This is a genomic window from Microbacterium sp. NPDC058021, from assembly GCF_042885955.1.
Taxonomy (GTDB): Bacteria; Actinomycetota; Actinomycetes; order Actinomycetales; family Microbacteriaceae; genus Microbacterium.
Map to the genome: position 1 here is coordinate 110,434 of NZ_JBHVRF010000005.1, position 18,840 is coordinate 129,273.

At 71.6% G+C, this 18,840-nt stretch carries 16 protein-coding genes; all 16 read left to right on the forward strand.

The genetic code is table 11. The features are described 5' to 3' along the window. The first annotated feature begins 75 nt into the window (after positions 1-75). Positions 76-1,650 carry a Rieske 2Fe-2S domain-containing protein gene (locus ACFVR6_RS11850; RefSeq protein ID WP_386963136.1) on the forward strand — a complete coding sequence of 525 codons (1,575 nt, stop codon included), beginning with the start codon at positions 76-78 and terminating at the stop codon, positions 1,648-1,650. A 92-nt stretch (positions 1,651-1,742) separates the two neighbouring features. Further along, positions 1,743-2,273 (forward strand): bifunctional pyr operon transcriptional regulator/uracil phosphoribosyltransferase PyrR, encoded by a 531-nt coding sequence (gene pyrR / locus ACFVR6_RS11855; RefSeq protein ID WP_386963139.1) that lies wholly within the window; start codon positions 1,743-1,745, stop codon positions 2,271-2,273. Beyond that, on the forward strand, positions 2,270-3,235 hold the full coding sequence (locus ACFVR6_RS11860; protein WP_386963142.1) for an aspartate carbamoyltransferase catalytic subunit: 966 nt from the start codon (positions 2,270-2,272) through the stop codon (positions 3,233-3,235). The genes pyrR and ACFVR6_RS11860 overlap by 4 nt, the downstream gene beginning before the upstream one ends. Further along, the gene (locus ACFVR6_RS11865) at positions 3,232-4,551 is read left to right on the forward strand and encodes a dihydroorotase (RefSeq protein WP_386963145.1); all 1,320 of its coding nucleotides are present in this window, start codon (positions 3,232-3,234) and stop codon (positions 4,549-4,551) included. The genes ACFVR6_RS11860 and ACFVR6_RS11865 overlap by 4 nt, the downstream gene beginning before the upstream one ends. Continuing rightward, positions 4,548-5,069 carry a PH-like domain-containing protein gene (locus ACFVR6_RS11870; RefSeq protein ID WP_386963149.1) on the forward strand — a complete coding sequence of 174 codons (522 nt, stop codon included), beginning with the start codon at positions 4,548-4,550 and terminating at the stop codon, positions 5,067-5,069. Before ACFVR6_RS11865 ends, ACFVR6_RS11870 begins: the two co-directional genes overlap by 4 nt. After that, complete coding sequence (gene carA / locus ACFVR6_RS11875; protein WP_386963152.1) at positions 5,066-6,220, forward strand: glutamine-hydrolyzing carbamoyl-phosphate synthase small subunit; 1,155 nt, start codon at positions 5,066-5,068, stop codon at positions 6,218-6,220. Before ACFVR6_RS11870 ends, carA begins: the two co-directional genes overlap by 4 nt. Further along, a complete protein-coding gene (gene carB / locus ACFVR6_RS11880; protein WP_386963155.1) occupies positions 6,213-9,497 on the forward strand; it encodes a carbamoyl-phosphate synthase large subunit in 3,285 nt (1,094 codons plus the stop codon). The genes carA and carB overlap by 8 nt, the downstream gene beginning before the upstream one ends. Then, a complete protein-coding gene (gene pyrF / locus ACFVR6_RS11885; protein WP_386963158.1) occupies positions 9,494-10,336 on the forward strand; it encodes an orotidine-5'-phosphate decarboxylase in 843 nt (280 codons plus the stop codon). Before carB ends, pyrF begins: the two co-directional genes overlap by 4 nt. Continuing rightward, a complete protein-coding gene (gene gmk, locus ACFVR6_RS11890) occupies positions 10,329-11,225 on the forward strand; it encodes a guanylate kinase (RefSeq protein WP_386963161.1) in 897 nt (298 codons plus the stop codon). The genes pyrF and gmk overlap by 8 nt, the downstream gene beginning before the upstream one ends. Positions 11,226-11,568: 343 nt before the next feature. Then, the gene (gene rpoZ / locus ACFVR6_RS11895) at positions 11,569-11,823 is read left to right on the forward strand and encodes a DNA-directed RNA polymerase subunit omega (RefSeq protein WP_386963164.1); all 255 of its coding nucleotides are present in this window, start codon (positions 11,569-11,571) and stop codon (positions 11,821-11,823) included. 102 nt (positions 11,824-11,925) lie between these two features. After that, positions 11,926-13,119 (forward strand): methionine adenosyltransferase, encoded by a 1,194-nt coding sequence (gene metK / locus ACFVR6_RS11900; RefSeq protein ID WP_386963167.1) that lies wholly within the window; start codon positions 11,926-11,928, stop codon positions 13,117-13,119. A 20-nt stretch (positions 13,120-13,139) separates the two neighbouring features. Further along, entirely contained in the window at positions 13,140-15,116 is a 1,977-nt protein-coding gene (locus tag ACFVR6_RS11905) for a primosomal protein N' family DNA-binding protein (RefSeq protein WP_386963170.1), read from the forward strand. A 9-nt stretch (positions 15,117-15,125) separates the two neighbouring features. Further along, the gene (gene fmt / locus ACFVR6_RS11910; RefSeq protein ID WP_386963173.1) at positions 15,126-16,046 is read left to right on the forward strand and encodes a methionyl-tRNA formyltransferase; all 921 of its coding nucleotides are present in this window, start codon (positions 15,126-15,128) and stop codon (positions 16,044-16,046) included. Further along, positions 16,043-17,413, forward strand: coding sequence for an RsmB/NOP family class I SAM-dependent RNA methyltransferase (locus tag ACFVR6_RS11915; RefSeq protein ID WP_386963176.1), 1,371 nt, complete (start codon positions 16,043-16,045; stop codon positions 17,411-17,413). Before fmt ends, ACFVR6_RS11915 begins: the two co-directional genes overlap by 4 nt. Before the next feature lie 466 nt (positions 17,414-17,879). Beyond that, positions 17,880-18,554: a ribulose-phosphate 3-epimerase gene (gene rpe / locus ACFVR6_RS11920; RefSeq protein ID WP_386963179.1), complete on the forward strand. Its 675-nt coding sequence runs from the start codon at positions 17,880-17,882 to the stop codon at positions 18,552-18,554. Positions 18,555-18,570: 16 nt separating this feature from the next. Next, complete coding sequence (locus tag ACFVR6_RS11925; protein ID WP_386963182.1) at positions 18,571-18,834, forward strand: phosphoribosyl-ATP diphosphatase; 264 nt, start codon at positions 18,571-18,573, stop codon at positions 18,832-18,834. Positions 18,835-18,840: the final 6 nt, after the last annotated feature.

Sequence of the window (18,840 nt, forward strand, 5' to 3'; positions counted from 1 at the left end):
ATAGACACGGCCGCGCAGACCAATCCCAGAGGACTCGCCCCGTAGAATCGAGAGCTGTTGACAGGGGAGGAATCCATGCGCATCACGGGTCTCGGCCACGCCGGAATGTTCATCGAGACGACAGGCGGCACGATCCTCTGCGACCCGGTGATCAAGTCATCGTTCTACGGGTCGTGGTTCGTCTTCCCCGACAACCGGGCCCTCGACTGGGAGCGCTACGGCAAGGCCGACTTCCTCTACATCTCGCACCGTCACCGCGACCACTTCGACCCGTGGATGCTGGAGACTTTCGTCCGCAAGGACATCGAGGTGCTGCTGCCGGAGTACCCGACCGACGATCTCGAACAGGATCTGCGCAGGCTCGGGTACGACAACATCACCTACACCCGCGCCGGCGAGATCATCCAGCGCGGCGAGCTGAAGCTCATGATCACGCCGCTGCGCGCCCCGAGCGACGGGCCCATCGGCGACTCCAGCCTCTCCGTCGACGACGGCACGGCGTCGATCCTCAACCAGAACGACTCGCACCCGCTGGATCTGGAGAAGCTGCTGTCGTTCGGCAAGCCCGAAGCATATTTCACGCAGTTCTCCGGAGCGATCTGGTGGCCGATGGTCTACGACCTGCCGCAGGACGCCAAGGTCAACTTCGCCCACCTCAAGCGCGAGGCCCAGCACAAGCGCGCGATGTTCTACATCGAGAAGGTCGACGCGCCGCACGTGTACCCCATGGCGGGTCCGCCGATGTTCCTGCGCGACGAGCTGTTCCGCTACAACGGGCTCGGCGAGCACAACGACTCGATCTTCACCGACCAGGCGCAGTTCCTGGCGCGCATGAAGGAAGAGGCCCCGCAGTACTCCGGCCACGTCTTCATCCCCGGCACCGTCGTCACGATCTCCGGCGGCGAGCAGACGGTCGAGCAGACGCTGTACACCGACGCCGAGATCGACCGCATGTTCACCGACAAGTGGGGGTACCTCCAGGAGCAGCGCGCCTCGCGCCAGGAGGAGATCCGTGCCGAGGAGGCCTCCCGCGCCCCGGTGCTGCCGCCGGACGAGATGCTCGCCGAGCTGAAGGCCTGGTGGGAGCCGCTGCTGCGCCGCGGCCGCATCTTCCGTGAGGGCGTGGGCGGACCGGTGCGCATGACGATCGGCGAGCTGGACCTCTGCGTCGACTTCCCCAAGGCCAAGGTGCGCGAGTACGCGGGGGAGGAGACCAACTACTGGTTCACGATCCCCGCAGACCTCGTCTCGACGAACATCGCCGAGCACGAGATCGACTGGTCGAACTCGATCTTCCTGTCGATGCAGTTCGAAGCCGGACGCGTGGGCAAGTTCAACGAGTTCATCTACACGTTCTTCAAGTGCCTCTCACGCGACCGCATCGAGTACGTCGAGAACTGGTACGCCGAACAGTCCGACGTCACCGAGGACATCCAGCTCGAGGACTGGATCGTGCAGCGCCGCTGCCCGCACCTGCGCGCCGATCTCTCCAAGACCGGCAAGATCGAGGGCGACGTGCTCACCTGCTCGCTGCACGACTGGAAGTGGGACCTGAAGACGGGCAAGTGCCTGTCGACCCTCGGTCACCCGATCCGCGCCAGCCAGGTGGAGGACGACCTGCACCGCGCCGCGGCATCCCCCGCCGCCTGACGTCGCCTGCGCCCCGCGCGATCGCGGTAGGCTGAGCAGCACCACCCAGCAACCTTTAACACCGTCCTGTGAGGCGGAGAAGGGAGCGGCGGATGAGCACGCGTACCGTGCTGCACGAAGCCGACATCGCTCGAGCCCTGACTCGGATCTCCCACGAGATCCTCGAGTCCAATCGCGGCCCCGAAGGGCTGGTGATCCTCGGCATCCCCACGCGCGGCGTGAACCTCGCCCAGCGCATCGGCGCGCTGGTGACCGAGTTCGGGGGCCGCAGCATCCCCGTCGGGGCGCTGGACGTCACGATGTACCGCGACGACCTGCACCGCAACCCCACCCGGGCACCGCAGCCGACCGAGATCCCCGCCGGCGGAATCGACGGCAAGACCGTGGTGCTCGTGGATGACGTGCTCTTCTCCGGCCGCAGCATCCGCGCCGCCCTCGACGCCCTGCAGGACATCGGCCGCCCCGCCGCCGTGCGCCTGGCGATCCTCGTCGACCGGGGGCACCGGGAGCTGCCGATCCGGCCCGACTTCGTCGGCAAGAACCTGCCGAGCGCCCGCGAGGAACGCGTCAACGTGCGCCTGGCCGACGTCGACGGCATCGAGGAGGTGACGATCGAGTCATGAGGCACCTGCTCGACACCCGCACCCTCACGCGCGACGATGCCCTGCGCATCCTCGACGTCGCCGAGGACATGGCCGACACCCAGCGCCGTGAGGTCAAGAAGCTCCCGACGCTGCGCGGCAAGACCGTCGTGAACCTCTTCTTCGAGGACTCCACGCGCACCCGCATCTCGTTCGAAGCCGCCGCCAAGCGACTGTCGGCCGACGTCATCAACTTCTCCGCGAAAGGCTCCTCGGTCTCCAAGGGCGAGTCCCTGCAGGACACCGCCCAGACCCTCCAGGCGATGGGGGCGGATGCCGTCGTCATCCGCCACGGCGCGTCGGGCGCGCCGCGCACGCTCGCCACGAGCGGCTGGATCACCGCGGGCGTCGTCAACGCCGGCGACGGAACGCACGAGCATCCCACCCAGGCACTGCTGGACGCCTTCACGATCCGCAAGCGCTTCTTCGGTGCCGACAGTCGTGGGCGCGACCTCGCGGGGCTTCGGGTGACGATCGTCGGCGACGTGCTGCATTCGCGTGTCGCCCGCTCGAACGTGTGGTTGCTGACGACCCTCGGTGCGGCGGTCGCCCTCGTCGCCCCGCCGACCCTCATCCCGCAGGACGTTTCGGCCTGGCCGGTGCGGATCCGGTACGACCTCGACGAGGCCATCGCCGACGAGCCCGACGCGCTGATGATGCTGCGAATCCAGGCGGAACGCATGAATGCGGCGTATTTCCCGACTGAACGGGAGTATTCGCGCCGGTGGGGCCTGGACGCCGCGCGCTTGGGTCGGCTTTCGGCCGATAGCATTGTCATGCACCCGGGTCCCATGAACCGGGGCCTGGAGATCTCCGCCGACGCCGCCGATTCGCCGCGCTCGACCGTGCTCGAGCAAGTGACGAACGGCGTGTCCGTGCGGATGGCCGCCCTCTATCTGCTGCTGGCAGGGGAGCGCACACGAGCTGGAGAGGACGGACGATGAGCGAGACCATCCTCATCCGCGGAGCACGCATCCACGATCAGGCGGCCGCAGGCCGCCCGGCGGACCTGCTGATCGACGGCGGCCGCATCGTCGAGGTGGGCGCCGGCCTCAGCCGCGCCGGCGCGCGCGTCATCGACGCCGACGGCCTCATCGCCCTGCCCGGCCTCGTCGACCTGCACACGCACCTGCGCGAACCGGGCTACGAGGCGTCCGAGACGATCCTGAGCGGCTCGCGCGCCGCCGCCGCCGGCGGCTACACGGCGGTGTTCGCCATGCCGAACACCTCTCCCGTGGCCGACACCGCCGGCGTCGTGGAGCAGGAGCTCGCCCTCGGCGACGCAGCCGGCTACGTCACGGTGCAGCCGATCGGCGCCGTCACCGTGGGGCAGAAGGGCGAGCGTCTGGCAGAGCTCGGCGCCATGGCGTCGTCGCGCGCCCGCGTGCGCGTGTTCAGCGACGACGGGTTCTGCGTGTGGGATCCGCTCATCATGCGCCGCGCGCTCGAGTACGTGAAGGCGTTCGACGGCGTCATCGCCCAGCACGCCCAGGACCCGCGCCTGACCGAGGGCGCCCAGATGAACGAGGGCACCGTGTCGGCCGAACTCGGTCTCACCGGCTGGCCCGCGGCCGCCGAGGAATCGATCATCGCCCGCGACGTGCTGCTGGCCGAGCACGTCGGCTCGCGCCTGCACGTGTGCCATCTGTCGACGGCGGGCTCGGTGGACATCATCCGCTGGGCCAAGAAGCGCGGCATCGCGGTGACCGCCGAGGTCACCCCTCACCATCTGCTCCTCACCGAGGAGCTGGTGCGCGGCTACGACGCCCGATACAAGGTCAACCCGCCGCTGCGGCGTGAGCAAGACGTGCAGGCGGTGCGCGAGGGCCTGGCCGACGGCACGATCGACATCGTCGCCACCGACCACGCGCCGCACCCCGCCGAGGCGAAGGCGTGCGAATGGCAGGCCGCCGCCAACGGCATGGTGGGGCTCGAGAGCGCGCTGCGCGTCGTGCAGCAGGCGATGGTCGACACCGGCCTGCTCGGCTGGGACGACGTCGCCCGCGTCATGTCGACCACGCCCGCCCGCATCGGGCGCCTGGACGGCCACGGCACCCCGCTGACGGCGGGGGAGGCGGCATCCCTCACCCTCTACGACCCGACGCCGGTGCGTCCGTTCGGTCGCAGCGACCTCCACGGCCGCAGCGCGAACTCGCCCTACCTCGAGCGGGAACTGCCGGGCGAGGTGCGCTGGACGCTGCACCGCGGCACCGTGACCGTCGCCGACGGCGCGCTGCGCGAGATCGGGGTGAACGCATGACGCAGGAAGGCGCGCTGCTGGTCGTCGTCGCCGTGGCGCTGGGCCTGCTCGGACTCGTCGCGTGGGGCTGGCGCCGACGCACCCGCCGGGACTCCGGCCTCGTTCCGCCGGTGGGCGAAGTGCCGGCCGACGCCGCGGTGATCGGGGTGTTCCCGGTGCTGTACGTCGCCACCACCGCTCACGACCAGCCACTGGAGCGCCTCGCGATCCGCGGTCTCGGCTTCCGTTCGAGGGCCGACGTCACCGTCACCGACGCCGGCGTGGCGCTGGATCTGACCGGCCAGTCCCGGCTGTTCATCCCGCGCGCGCAGATCCTCGGCGCCGCACAGGCGACGGTCGCGATCGACCGCGTCGTCGAACGCGACGGGCTCGCCCGCCTCGATTGGCACCTGACCACCCCCGACGGCGCGACCGTCGTGGATTCCTACTTCCGACCACAGGAGACCTCCGCGCGCGCGCTCGTCGACGCGCTGCGACAGCTCTCCGACCCCGCTCCCACGACAGGAGGCGACGCGTGACACTGTTCACCCGCGACCCCGCTGTGCTCGTCCTCGAGGACGGCACCCGCCACACCGGACGCGCCTACGGCGCGCGAGGCATGACCCTCGGCGAGGTGGTGTTCTCCACCGGCATGACCGGCTACCAGGAGACCCTCACCGACCCGTCCTACGCCGGCCAGATCGTGCTGCAGACCGCACCGCACATCGGCAACACCGGCATGAACGATGAGGACCCGGAGTCCCGCCGCATCTGGGTGGCCGGCTACATCGTGCGCGACCCCTCGCGCGTGGTGTCCAACTGGCGCGCCGACACCTCGCTGGACGAGGCCCTCGTCGCCGACGGCGTCGTGGGCATCAGCGGCATCGACACCCGCGCCGTCACCCGCCACATCCGCTCCGCCGGGAGCATGCGCGGCGGCGTCTTCAGCGGCGAGGCCGCATCGCTGGACCCCGAGGAGCAGCTGCGCCTGGTGCGCGAGGCGCCCCAGATGGCCGGTCAGAACCTCTCGGCGGCCGTCTCGGTCGCCGCCGCCGAGGTCACCCCCGCCACCGGCGACCGCATCGGTCCGCTCGCGGTGCTCGACCTCGGCGTCAAGCAGTCCACCGTCGACAACCTCGCCGCGCGTGGGTTCGACGTGCACGTGCTGCCGCAGGACGTCACGATCGAGCAGATCCGCGCCATCGAGCCGGTGGCGGTGTTCTACTCCAACGGACCCGGCGACCCCGCGGCATCCGACGACCACGTGGCGCTGCTGCGCGGCGTCCTCGATCAGAAGCTGCCGTTCTTCGGCATCTGCTTCGGCAACCAGCTGCTGGGCCGTGCGCTCGGCTTCGGCACGTACAAGCTGCCGTTCGGCCACCGCGGCATCAACCAGCCGGTACTGGACCGTCAGACCGGACGGGTGGAGATCACCGCCCACAACCACGGCTTCGCCGTCGATGCGCCGCTGGACGGCGTCACCGACAGCCCCGCCGGCTACGGCCGCGTGGAAGTGAGCCACGTCGGCCTCAACGACGATGTCGTGGAGGGCCTGCGGGCCCTGGACATCCCCGCGTTCTCGGTGCAGTACCACCCCGAGGCCGCCGCGGGACCCCACGACGCCAATTACCTGTTCGACCGCTTCCGCGACCTCGTGCTCGCGACCCTGGAGACCACGAAGAATGCCTAAGCGCGACGACATCAACTCCGTCCTCGTCATCGGCTCCGGCCCGATCGTCATCGGTCAGGCCTGCGAGTTCGACTACTCCGGCACGCAGGCCTGCCGCGTGCTGCGCGAGGAGGGCGTGCGCGTCATCCTCGTCAACTCCAACCCGGCGACGATCATGACCGACCCCGACTTCGCCGATGCGACCTACATCGAGCCCATCACGTGGCAGGTCATCGAGACGATCATCGCCAAGGAGCGTCCCGACGCGATCTTGCCGACCCTCGGCGGCCAGACCGCGCTGAACGCGGCGATCGACCTGCACAACCACGGCATCCTCGAGAAGTACGACGTCGAGCTCATCGGCGCGAACTTCGAGGCGATCAACAAGGGCGAAGACCGCCAGATCTTCAAGCAGCTCGTGCTGGATGCCGGTGCCGATGTCGCCGCCTCCCGCATCGCCCACACGATGGACGAGGTGCTCGACGCCGCCGACGAGCTCGGCTACCCGCTCGTCGTGCGCCCGTCGTTCACGATGGGCGGTCTCGGCTCCGGCTTCGCCTACGACGAGCGGGACCTGCGCCGCATCGCCGGGGCGGGCCTGCGCGACTCGCCGACGACCGAGGTGCTGCTGGAGGAGTCGATCCTCGGGTGGAAGGAGTACGAGCTCGAGCTCATGCGCGACACCGCCGACAACACGGTCGTCGTCTGCTCCATCGAGAACGTCGACCCCGTGGGCGTGCACACCGGCGACTCGATCACCGTCGCCCCCGCGCTGACCCTCACCGACCGCGAGTACCAGAAGCTGCGCGACATCGGCATCGACATCATCCGCGCCGTGGGCGTGGACACCGGCGGCTGCAACATCCAGTTCGCCGTCGACCCCGCCACCGGACGCATCATCGTCATCGAGATGAACCCGCGGGTGTCGCGTTCGTCGGCGCTGGCCTCCAAGGCCACCGGCTTCCCGATCGCCAAGATCGCCGCGAAGCTGGCCATCGGCTACCGCCTCGACGAGATCCCCAACGACATCACCAAGGTCACCCCGGCGAGCTTCGAGCCGACGCTGGACTACGTCGTGGTGAAGGTGCCCCGCTTCAACTTCGAGAAGTTCCCCGCGGCGGATGTGACCCTCACCACCACCATGAAGTCGGTCGGCGAGGCCATGGCCATCGGCCGCAACTACGCCACCGCGCTGCAGAAGGCGCTGCGCTCGCTCGAGAAGCGCGGCTCCAGCTTCCACTGGGGCGACGAGGAGCGTTCCGTCGACGAGCTGCTGGAGATCTCCCGCACGCCCACCGACGGCCGCATCGTGGTGCTGCAGCAGGCGCTGCGCAAGGGTGCCACGATCGAGCAGGCGTTCGAAGCCACCGGCATCGACCCGTGGTTCCTCGACCAGATCGTGCTCATCAACGAGGTGGCCGAGTACGTGCGCACCGCCGGCGAGCTGGATGCCGACACCCTCCGCACCGCGAAGGATCACGGCTTCAGCGACGCCCAGATCGCCCAGCTGCGCGGCATCTCCGAGGCCGAGGTGCGCGGCATCCGCCACGCCCTGTCGATCCGTCCCGTCTACAAGACCGTCGACACGTGCGCGGGGGAGTTCCCGGCGCAGACGCCCTACCACTACTCCAGCTACGACCTCGAAACCGAGGTCACGCCCTCGGAGCGCACCAAGGTCGTCATCATCGGGTCCGGCCCCAACCGCATCGGCCAGGGCGTGGAGTTCGACTACTCGTGCGTGCACGCGTCGTTCGCGCTGTCGGATGCCGGCTACGAGACCGTCATGGTCAACTGCAACCCCGAGACGGTGTCCACCGACTACGACACCAGCGACCGCCTGTACTTCGAGCCGCTGACGCTCGAGGACGTGCTGGAGGTGCTGCACGCCGAGTCGCGTTCGGGCACCATCCTCGGCGTCGTCTGCCAGCTGGGCGGGCAGACTCCGCTCGGGCTCGCGAAGGGCATCGAGGCGGCCGGCTACACGATCCTGGGCACCCAGCCCGAAGCCATCGACCTCGCCGAGGAGCGCGAGCTGTTCTCGCGCCTGCTCGACGAGGCAGGGCTCGTCGCACCCCGCAGCGGCACGGCGATCGACGCCGCGGGCGCCGTCGCCGTGGCCGAAGGCATCGGCTACCCGGTGCTCGTGCGCCCGAGCTTCGTGCTCGGCGGCCGCGGCATGGAGATCGTCTACGACACCCCGAGCCTGCACGACTACTTCGCGCGCATCGCCGACCAGGCCATCATCGGCCCCGGCATGCCGCTCTTGGTCGACCGCTTCCTCGACGACGCGGTGGAGATCGACGTCGACGCGCTCTACGACGGCACCGACCTGTACATCGGCGGCGTCATGGAGCACCTCGAGGAGGCCGGCATCCACTCCGGCGACTCCAGCTGCACGCTGCCGCCGATGTCGCTCGGCCGGGGCGAGATCGACCGCGTGCGCGAGGCGACGCTGGCGATCGCGAAGGGTGTCGGGGTGCGGGGGCTGCTGAACGTGCAGTTCGCCGTCAGTGCCGGCGTGCTCTACGTCATCGAGGCGAACCCGCGCGCCAGCCGCACGGTGCCCTTCGTCTCCAAGGCGCTGGGCATCCCGCTCGCCAAGGCCGCCAGCCGCATCATGGTCGGCGCGACCGTCGCCGAGCTCATCGCCGAGGGCATGCTGCCCCCTCAGGACGGATCGCGGGTGCCGCTGGACGCGCCCATCGCCGTGAAGGAGGCCGTGCTGCCGTTCAAGCGGTTCCGTACGAAGGACGGCCGCATGGTCGACTCGGTGCTCGGCCCCGAGATGCGCTCGACCGGCGAGGTCATGGGCATCGACCGCGACTTCCCGACCGCGTTCGCCAAGAGCCAGGCCGCCGCCTACGGCGGGCTGCCGTTGTCGGGCACCGTGTTCATCTCGGTCGCCGACGACGACAAGCGCGCCGTGATCCTGCCCGCCCACCGGCTGCAGGAGCTCGGCTACACGATCACCGCGACCGAGGGCACCGCCGAGATCCTGGCGCGCAACGGCATCCGCGTGGAGGTCGTGCGCAAGTACTCCGAGACGATGGGCAGCGGCGAGACCAACATCGTCGACCTCATCAACGCCGGCGAGATCGACATCGTCGTGAACACGCCCTCGGGCGGCCTCTCGCGTGCCGACGGCTACGAGATCCGCGCCGCGGCGGTCGCCGCCGACAAGGCGCTGTTCACCACGATGGCCGTGCTCGGTGCCGCCGTCAGCGCCCTCCCGGTGCTGCGCGAGGGCTTCCGCGTGCGGAGCCTGCAGGAGTACGCCGCAGACCGGGCAGCCAGATGACGTCGTTCGGCCGCCGCCTCCAGGACACGCTTGCCGCGCAGGGACCCCTCTGCGTCGGGATCGACCCGCACGAGCACCTGCTCGCCGACTGGGGCCTGACCGCCTCGGCGGCGGGGGTGCGCGAGTTCGGGCTGCGTGTCGTGGATGCCGCGGCCGGACGCGTCGGCATCGTGAAGCCGCAGGTGTCGTTCTTCGAGCGCTGGGGGTCGGCGGGATTCGCCGCGCTCGAGGACGTGTTGGCCGCCGCGCGCGCGGCCGGTCTGCTGGTGATCGCCGACGCCAAGCGCGGCGACATCGGAACCACCATGGACGCGTACGCCCGGGCGTGGCTGACACCCGGCTCGCCGCTCGAGGCCGACGCCGTGACCGTCAGCCCGTACCTCGGGGTGGGCGCGCTGACCGGGACCCTCGAGTACGCCGTCGCGCACGGCAAGGGCGCATTCGTCCTCGCCGCGACGAGCAATCCCGAGGCCCGGCGCCTGCAGGCCGCGCGTGATGGCGAGCGGTCGGTCGCGAAGCTCGTGGTCGACGAGGTGTCGGCGTTCAACGAACGCACGACCGATGACGGAGAATGGGGGAGCGTGGGTGTCGTCGTGGGGGCGACCGTCGACATCGTCGCTGCCGGCATCGCGGAGGCCATCCGCCCGCCGGCGCCGATCCTCGCACCGGGGTTCGGTGCACAGGGGGCGGAACCGGGGGACTTCACCCACGTGTTCCGGGCTCTCGCGTCGCCCGTCGTGGCGAACGAGAGCCGTAGCATCCTGTCGGCCGGGCCGGCAGATCTCGCCCAGCGCATCGCGGACCGCGCCGCGCTCTATTCGAAAGTGAACCATGGCTGACGCTCAGCACCCGCCCGAGGTCGACCGCGCTGCGGCATCCCGTCGCGCCGTCGCCGCCCGCCGCGAACGCGCCGCACTCAAGCGCGACGTCGCCACGCGAGTGATCTCCCCGCAGGAACTGTTGCGCCGTGCCCTCGCCGAGCCGACATCGCCCGCCGGCGCGATGCGCGTGCCCGAGTTCCTCACCGCGATCCCCGCCATCGGCGAAGGCAAGCGCGATCGGATCCTCGCCGACCTCGGCATCTCGCCGGTCAAGCGGCTCGGCGGCCTCGGCGCGCGCCAGCGCGTCGCGCTGCAGCGCTTCCTCGACGAGCGGTGGCCCGAGCCGACGCCCCGCGAGGGACGCAGCCGGCTGATCGTGCTCGCCGGTCCCACCGCCGTGGGCAAGGGCACCGTCGCCGCGGAGATCAAGGCGCATCACCCCGAGATCCTGCTGTCGGTGTCGGCCACGACCCGCACACCGCGTCCGGGCGAGGTCGAGGGCGAGCACTACTTCTTCGTCTCCGATGCCGAATTCGACCGGATGGTCGCCGACGGCGAGCTGCTCGAGCACGCCACGGTGCACAACCGTCACCGCTACGGCACGCCCCGCGCGCCCATCGACGCGGCGCTGGCGGCCGGCCGCACCGTGCTGCTGGAGATCGACCTGCAGGGGGCGCGCCAGGTGCGCGCGGCCGAGCCGAGCGCGACGCTGGTGTTCCTGCTGCCGCCCAGCTGGGACGAACTCGTGCAGCGCCTCGTCGGCCGCGGCACCGAGGACGACGAAGAGCGCGCCCGGCGACTGCGCACCGCGAAGAAGGAGCTCGCCGCCCAAGGCGAGTTCGACTTCCACGTCGTCAACGACGACGTGGCGCGCGCCGCCGCCGAGGTCGCCGCCCTCGCGCACTGACCCCCGCGGGTGTCTCGCGGGGTCGGCTGCCGCCCTTTCGGTCGGCGCCCGCCGCGCGGCATCCCTCAGTCGTCACGAACGCACCTCCCGCACCCCGCAACCCGGTCGTTCGCGACGACCGAAGGAGGCAGGCGCGGGCGCGCCCCTGCGGCATCCCTCAGTCGTCACGTACGCACCTCGCGCGCACCGCCACCCGGCCGTTCGCGACGACTGAACGACGCCGGCGCGCGCCGCGCGCGGATGCCGCCTGCTCGGTGTGTCCGGCGAGCAGGTAGACTGGGCTGATGCCTCGGTTCACCCGAGCGCGCAGACTTTCGCAGAACACGACCTCAGGAGGTCCCGCATGGCCACTCGCGACCAGGGAATCATCGACCCGCCCATCGACGCACTGCTGGGCAAGGTCGACTCCAAGTACCAGCTCGTGATCTACGCATCCAAGCGGGCGCGCCAGATCAACGACTACTACTCCGACCTGCACGAAGGCAACCTCTTCGACAACGTGGGCCCGCTCGTGGACTCCACGGTCGAGGACAAGCCCCTCACGATCGCGCTGCACGAGATCCACGAGGACAAGCTGCGCCTGCGCCACGTCGACTGAGCTCGAGACACCTGTGACGCCGTGCGGCGGCATGCTTTCGAGCATGTCCGCCGCACGGCGCATACTTGTGCCCATACCCGCCGCCTTCGTCCTGGAGCACCGATGACCGACCTGCGACTGTTCACCTCCGAGTCCGTCACCGAGGGGCACCCCGACAAGATCTGCGACCAGATCTCCGACAGCATCCTCGATGCGATCCTCGCGGAGGATCCGAACGGCCGCGTCGCCGTCGAGACCCTCGTGACCACGGGGCTCGTCCACGTCGCCGGCGAGGTGTCCACGAGCGCGTACGTCGAGATCCCCGCCATCGTGCGCGATGTCGTCAACCGCATCGGCTACACCTCCAGCGATGCCGGCTTCGACGGAAACTCGTGCGGCGTGAGCGTGTCGATCGGCGCGCAGTCCTCCGACATCGCGGCGGGCGTGGACAAGGCGTTCGAGCGGCGCGAAGACGGCTCGGAAGACCCGCACGATCTGCAGGGCGCCGGCGACCAGGGCATCATGTTCGGCTACGCCACGACCGAGACGCCGCAGCTCATGCCGATGGCCATCTGGACGGCCCACCGCATCGCCGAGCGTCTCGCCGAGGTGCGCCGCTCCGGAGAGCTGCCGTTCCTCCGCCCCGACGGCAAGACGCAGGTGACGCTCGGCTACGACGGGCACACGCCCCGCACCGTCGAGTCCGTCGTGCTGTCCACCCAGCACCAGGCCGACATCTCGCAGAAGGCGCTGCGCGCCGCGGTGCGCGCCGAGGTGATCGACCCGGTGCTCGAGGAGACCGGGCTCGCGCTTCCCGACGTGACCTACTTCATCAACCCCGCAGGGCCCTTCGTCACCGGCGGCCCCAAGGGCGACGCCGGGCTCACCGGCCGCAAGATCATCATCGACACCTACGGCGGCGCCGCCCGCCACGGCGGCGGCGCGTTCAGCGGCAAGGACCCGTCCAAGGTCGACCGCTCCGCCGCCTACGCCATGCGCTGGGTCGCCAAGAACGCCGTCGCGGCCGGTCTCGCGGAGCGCCTCGAGGTGCAGGTGGCCTACGCCATCGGCAAGGCCAAGCCCGTCGGCCTCTACGTCGAGACGTTCGGCACCGGTCACGTCGCCGACGAGGTCATCCGCCGCGCCATCCGCGAGGTGTTCGACCTGCGCCCGAAGGCCATCATCGACCAGCTCGATCTGCTGCGCCCCATCTACGCGCAGACCGCCGCCTACGGCCACTTCGGCCGCGAGCTGCCCGACTTCACGTGGGAGCGCACCGACCGCGTCGAGGAGCTGCGCGCGGCCGCAGGCCTCTAGTGGAACCCGCGGGTGCCGATATGAGCACGCGTCGCGTCGCGCGCGTGCTCATCGACTCGCCGCTGCCGCAGCTGGACCGGCTGTTCGACTACGAGATCCCGTCGGAGCTCGCCGACACCGTCGTCCCCGGCATCCGGGTGCGCGTGCCGCTGCGCACCGCGGGTCGCCTCGTCGACGCGTACGTCATCGAGATCGACGAGGCGGATGCCGCGGGGCGGCCGCTGTCGCTGGTCGAATCCGTCATCTCCACCGTCGAGGTCTTGCCGCCCGGGCTCTACGCGCTCGCCCGGCGCGCCGCCGACCGGGCGGCCGGTTCCGCGTCGGACATCCTGCGCCTCGCGGTCCCCAAGCGCATGGTGCGTGCGGAGAAGGCGTGGTTCGCCGCCGACCCGGTGGCAGCGCCTGCGGTCGCCGACACCGACCTGGCGTGGGCCGACGGCGTGCTCGAGGCGTTCCCCGGGCTGTCCGACGCGCTGACGGCGGGGGAGCGGCTCGCACTGGACGCACCACCGCGGCCGGCGACGCTCGCCTCGGGCGAGGACGTCGGCGCGTGGGCGGAGCTTTTCGCCGCCGCCGCGGTGCGCACCCTCGCCGCCGGCCGCAGCGCCGTGCTCGTCGTGCCCGACCATCGCGACCAGGCGCAGCTGGAGCTCGCCCTCGCCGGCCGCGTGCCCGACGACGCGCTCGTGCGCGACGACGCCCGCCGGTCGGGTCCCGAGCGGTACGCCTCGTACCTGCGGGTGCTCGCGCCGCAGCCGTGCGTCGTGGTCGGCAACCGCTCCACCGTGTACTCCCCGGCGCACGAAACCGGCCTCGTCGCGATCTGGGACGACGGCGACCCGCTGCTGGCGGAGCCCCTGAGCCCCGGTGTGCACGCCCGAGACGCGGCGCTCGTGCGGCAGGAACTCGATGCCACGGCGCTGCTGTTCGCGGGGCACACCCGCACGACCGACGTGGAGCGCCTCGTCGCGATCGGCTGGGTGCGCGAGGTGCCCGCGCGGCGACGCGCGAGCCCGCGCGTGGTGCTTTCGGCCACGAGGGAGGGCGAGTCGCATGCCGCCCGGGTGCCGTCCTCCGCGTTCGCGGCGGCCCGCGAGGGCCTGGCATCCGGACCCGTGCTCGTGCAGGTCGCCCGGCCGGGGTACGCCCCGGTGCTCGTCTGCGCCGAATGCCGCACCCCGGCGCGGTGCCCGCACTGCGCGGGTCCGCTGCGCGCCCGCCGTCCCGGCGCCGTGCCGGAGTGCGGCTGGTGCGGCCGCAGCGCGCCGGCCTGGCGCTGCGCGTCGTGCGACAGCGTCAAGCTGCGCATGGCCTCGTCGGGCAGCGAACGCACCGCCGACGAGCTGGGCCGGGCGTTCCCGGGCGTGCGCATCATCGTCGCCGACGGCACCCACCCCGTGACGCGGGTGGCTGCCAAACCGGCACTGGTCATCGCGACCCGCGGGGCCGAGCCGATCGCGGCGGGCGGATACCGCGCCGTCGTGCTGCTGGACGGCGACCGCATGCTCATGGCCGACGAGCTGCGCATCGGCGAGTCGTGCCTGCGCTGGTGGTCCAACGCCGCGGCCCTCGCCGCGCCCGGCGCCCCCGTGCACCTCGTGGGGGTCACCGGCGGCGTCGCACGGGCGCTGGCCACCTGGACGCAGCCGGCATACGCCCGCAGCGAGCTCGCCGAGCGCACGCCGCTGCACATGCCGCCGGTGGTGCGGGTGGCCACCGTCGGCGGGGCCGCCGCCGCCGTGCGCACCTGCGTCGACACCCTGCGCGAAGACCTCCCGAACCTCGGCGACGACGCCGTGCTCGGCCCCGTCAGCACCGAGAACGGCGCTCGGGCGGTGGTGCGCTTCGACTACGGCGCCGGCCGGGCCGTCGCCGAAAGCCTGCGCTCGTCGGTCATCGCCGATGCCCTGCGCGCCCGACGCTCCGCGAAGGGACGCCAGGCCCCGGCCCGTGCGACCCTGAGAGTGCGCGTCGATGTCCCCGATCTGGATCTGTAAGGAAACCCCATGCGTCTCGTCTTCGCGGGCACCCCCGAACCCGCCGTCCCATCGCTGCGTGCCCTCGCCGCCTCCGGCCACGACCTCGTCGGCGTCGTGACCCGCACCGATGCGCCGCTCGGGCGCAAGCGCGTGCTCACGCCGTCGCCCGTCGCGCAGGCGGCGGCAGAGCTGGGCCTGCCGGTGATCAAGGCCGACCGTCTCAACGCCGAAGCGACCGAGCGGATCGCCGCGTTGCGGCCCGACCTCGGCGTGATCGTCGCGTACGGCGGGCTCGTGCGCGAACCGCTGCTGTCGCTGCCGCCGCACGGCTGGATCAACCTGCACTTCTCGCTGCTGCCGCGGTGGCGGGGCGCCGCTCCCGTGCATCACGCGCTCATCGCCGGCGACCGCACCACGGGGGCGATGGTGTTCCAGCTCGTCGCCGAGCTCGACGCCGGCGACGTGCTGGGGGAGATCACCTACGACGTGCCCGAGACCGCGACGGCCGGCGACGTGCTCGCCGATCTCGCGGATCGCGGCGCGGGCCTCGTGACCGACGTGGTCGAAGCGATCGCCGACGGCACCGCGCATGCCGTGCCGCAGACGGGGGAGCCGACCTACGCGGGCAAGCTCACCCTCGCCGACGGGGCGCTGGACTGGGCGCAGCCCGCGCGGCGCATCGTCGACCGCGTACGCGGCACCACCCCCGAGCCTGGCGCACACACCACGGTGGCGGGGCAGCGGCTGAAGGTGCTCGCCGCGACCGTGGCGGCGGATGCCGGTGGGCTCGAGCCCGGCCGTATCGGCCTCGTGGGCCGCGACGTCGTGGTGGGCGCGGGCGAAGGCGGCGTGGTGCTACACCGTGTGCAGCCCGCCGGGAAGGCGGCCATGGCCGCCGGCGACTGGTGGCGCGGGGCGCGCCTGACCGATGCGGTGGCCGGCGCATGAGCGGCGCGACCCTGGCCCGACGCGTCGCGTTCGAGACGTTGCGCGGTGTGCACGAGTCCGACGCGTACGCCAACCTGCTGCTGCCGAAGGAGATCCGCCTCGCCGGGCTCTCCACCGCCGACGCCGGGCTCGCCACCGAGCTCACGTACGGCACGCTGCGCCGGCAGGGCACATATGACGCGATCATCGCGGATGCCGCGGGGCGCCCGGTCGAGGACATCGATCCGCCGGTGCTCGACGCGCTCCGCCTGGGCGTGCACCAACTGCTGTCCACGCGCGTGGCATCCCACGCCGCCGTCAACGAGTCGGTCTCGCTCGCCCGGTCGGCCGTCGGCCAGAGCGCGGCCGGATTCGTCAACGCCGTGCTGCGACGGGTCTCGCGGGAGACCCCCGGCACGTGGATGGAGCGCATCACGTCGGCGGCGCGTTCCGACGACGAACGCCTCGCGCTCGCACACGCCCACCCGGTGTGGGTGATCCGTGCGTTCCGTCGTGCGCTGGCCGCGGAGGGCCGCGCCGACGAGCTCGAGCAGCTCCTCGCCGCCGACAACGTCTCGCCGCAGGTGACGATGACGGCGCTGCCGGGGCTCGCCGACATCCCCGCGGATGCGCAGCGCACCCCGTACTCGCCATACGGCTTCCGCCTCGGCGGCGGCGCCCCCGACACGATGATCGCCGAGGCCGGCGGCCGTGTGCGCGTGCAGGACGAGGGATCGCAGCTGGCCGCACTCGCGCTGGTGGGCGCGACACCGGTGCAGGCGGGGGAGCGGTGGCTCGACCTGTGCGCCGGTCCCGGCGGCAAGACCGCGATCCTCGCCGCCGAAGCGCTCGCGCGCGGCGCGCACATCGACGCGAATGAGCCGTCGGGCAACCGCGCGCGGCTCGTGCGCGATTCGGTTGCCGGCGTGCCGCTGGACGTGCCGGTGAGCCAGAGGGATGGTCGCGACCGCGCCCTCACCGCAGCGGGGCAGTACGACCGCGTGCTCGTCGATGCCCCGTGCACGGGCCTCGGAGCGCTCCGCCGTCGCCCGGAAGCGCGCTGGCGCAAGAGCCCGTCGGATGTCCCCGAGCTCACCGACCTGCAGCTGGGGCTCGCGAAGGCCGCCGTACAGGCGCTGCGCCCCGGCGGCATCCTCGCGTACGTCACGTGCTCGCCGCACCTGGCCGAGACGGCCGCGATCGGTGCGGAACTGCTGCGCGAGTTCGGCGATGGCCTCGAGGAGCTCGACGCCCGGGCCGTGGTCACCTCCGTCTCCCGCACGCCGCTGGATCTGCCCGCGCAGCTCGACGGCTCCGGCCGCGCGCAGCTGTGGCCGCACCGCCACGGCACCGACGCGATGTCGATCACCCTCCTGCGCCGCCGCTGACCCGCGGGCGTGTCGCGCGTGCACGGGCGTGCCCTGTTCTCCCCGGGCGGTCGCGTCTCGCCGGGCGTGCCCGTTCTTCCCGGGCGGTCGCGTCGTCCCGGGCTGCTCGAGTGTCACTTCCGCACAGTCCCGCGCCCCCACACCCACCACAAGCGACACCGGAACAGCCCGCGGCCGCGCGCCGCGGCGTCCGGGGCCGCTCGAGTGTCACTTCCGCACAGTCCCGCGCCCCCACACCCACCACAAGCGACACCGGAGCAGCCCGCGGCCGCGCGCCGCGGCATCCGGGGCCGCTCGAGTGTCACTCCCGCACAGTCCCGCGCCCCCACACCCACCACAAGCGACACCGGAGCAGCCCCAGCCCCAGCCCCAGCCCCCAAGCCCCAGCCCCAGGCCCCCGGCCCCCCGGCCCCGGCGACCACCACCACGGCACGCCGCACCAGGGGACGCCCGGGATAATGGGGGCGTGACTGACAACGACGTGCGCATCAACCCGAGCATCCTCGCCGCCGACTTCGTCAACATGCAGGCCGACCTCGCCCGCATCGCGACGGCCGACTTCGTGCACGTGGACGTCATGGACAACCACTTCGTGCCGAACCTCACGTTCGGGCCCCAGATGGTCGGACGCATCCAGGACACCAGCCCCGTGCCGCTGGACGTGCACCTCATGATCGACGACCCCGACCGCTGGGCACCGGAGTACGCCGAGCTCGGCGCGGCCTCGGTCACCTTCCACCTCGAGGCGGCCACCGACCCCATCTCGCTCGCCCGTCGCCTGCGTCAGATCGGCGCGCGGGCCGGTGTCGCGGTGAAGCCCGGCACCCCCGTGGAGGGCCTCTTCGACTCGCTCGACGAGTTCGACCAGATCCTCGTGATGACCGTCGAGCCGGGTTTCGGCGGTCAGTCGTTCATGCCCGAGACCATGCCGAAGCTGCGCACGCTCGCCGATGAGGCCCGTCGACGCGGCAGCGCGGTGTGGCTGCAGGTCGACGGCGGCATCGGCGAATCGACGATCGCGCAGGCCGCCGAAGCCGGTGCCGACACGTTCGTGGCGGGTTCCGCGGTGTTCGGCGCGGCGGATCCGGGGGCCGCGATCGCGGCCTTGCGGACGGCGGCGGGCCGCGCCCACCGGCACTGACCGGTAACCTGTCAAGGTGAAGACGTTCGACACCCTGTTCGCCGAGTTGTCCGCCAAGGCGGAGCAGCGCCCCGAAGGTTCGGGTACCGTCGCACAGCTGGATGCCGGCGTGCATGCGATCGGCAAGAAGATCGTCGAAGAGGCCGCCGAGGTCTGGATGGCCGCCGAGTACGAATCGCAGGATGCCGCGGCGGAGGAGATCTCCCAACTGCTGTACCACCTGCAGGTGCTGATGGTCGCGAAGGGCCTGAGCCTCGAAGACGTCTACCGACATCTCTGAGCCCTC

What these genes read in the sequence shown, in the direction of transcription:
- metK (WP_386963167.1), top strand. Translation starts at nt 11,926, where the DNA reads ATGACCGACCTGCGACTGTTCACCTCCGAGTCCGTCACCGAGGGGCAC.
- pyrF (WP_386963158.1), top strand. Translation starts at nt 9,494, where the DNA reads ATGACGTCGTTCGGCCGCCGCCTCCAGGACACGCTTGCCGCGCAGGGA.
- ACFVR6_RS11915 (WP_386963176.1), top strand. Translation starts at nt 16,043, where the DNA reads ATGAGCGGCGCGACCCTGGCCCGACGCGTCGCGTTCGAGACGTTGCGC.
- gmk (WP_386963161.1), top strand. Translation starts at nt 10,329, where the DNA reads ATGGCTGACGCTCAGCACCCGCCCGAGGTCGACCGCGCTGCGGCATCC.
- ACFVR6_RS11905 (WP_386963170.1), top strand. Translation starts at nt 13,140, where the DNA reads ATGAGCACGCGTCGCGTCGCGCGCGTGCTCATCGACTCGCCGCTGCCG.
- fmt (WP_386963173.1), top strand. Translation starts at nt 15,126, where the DNA reads ATGCGTCTCGTCTTCGCGGGCACCCCCGAACCCGCCGTCCCATCGCTG.
- ACFVR6_RS11865 (WP_386963145.1), top strand. Translation starts at nt 3,232, where the DNA reads ATGAGCGAGACCATCCTCATCCGCGGAGCACGCATCCACGATCAGGCG.
- ACFVR6_RS11870 (WP_386963149.1), top strand. Translation starts at nt 4,548, where the DNA reads ATGACGCAGGAAGGCGCGCTGCTGGTCGTCGTCGCCGTGGCGCTGGGC.
- ACFVR6_RS11850 (WP_386963136.1), top strand. Translation starts at nt 76, where the DNA reads ATGCGCATCACGGGTCTCGGCCACGCCGGAATGTTCATCGAGACGACA.
- pyrR (WP_386963139.1), top strand. Translation starts at nt 1,743, where the DNA reads ATGAGCACGCGTACCGTGCTGCACGAAGCCGACATCGCTCGAGCCCTG.
- rpoZ (WP_386963164.1), top strand. Translation starts at nt 11,569, where the DNA reads ATGGCCACTCGCGACCAGGGAATCATCGACCCGCCCATCGACGCACTG.
- ACFVR6_RS11860 (WP_386963142.1), top strand. Translation starts at nt 2,270, where the DNA reads ATGAGGCACCTGCTCGACACCCGCACCCTCACGCGCGACGATGCCCTG.
- carB (WP_386963155.1), top strand. Translation starts at nt 6,213, where the DNA reads ATGCCTAAGCGCGACGACATCAACTCCGTCCTCGTCATCGGCTCCGGC.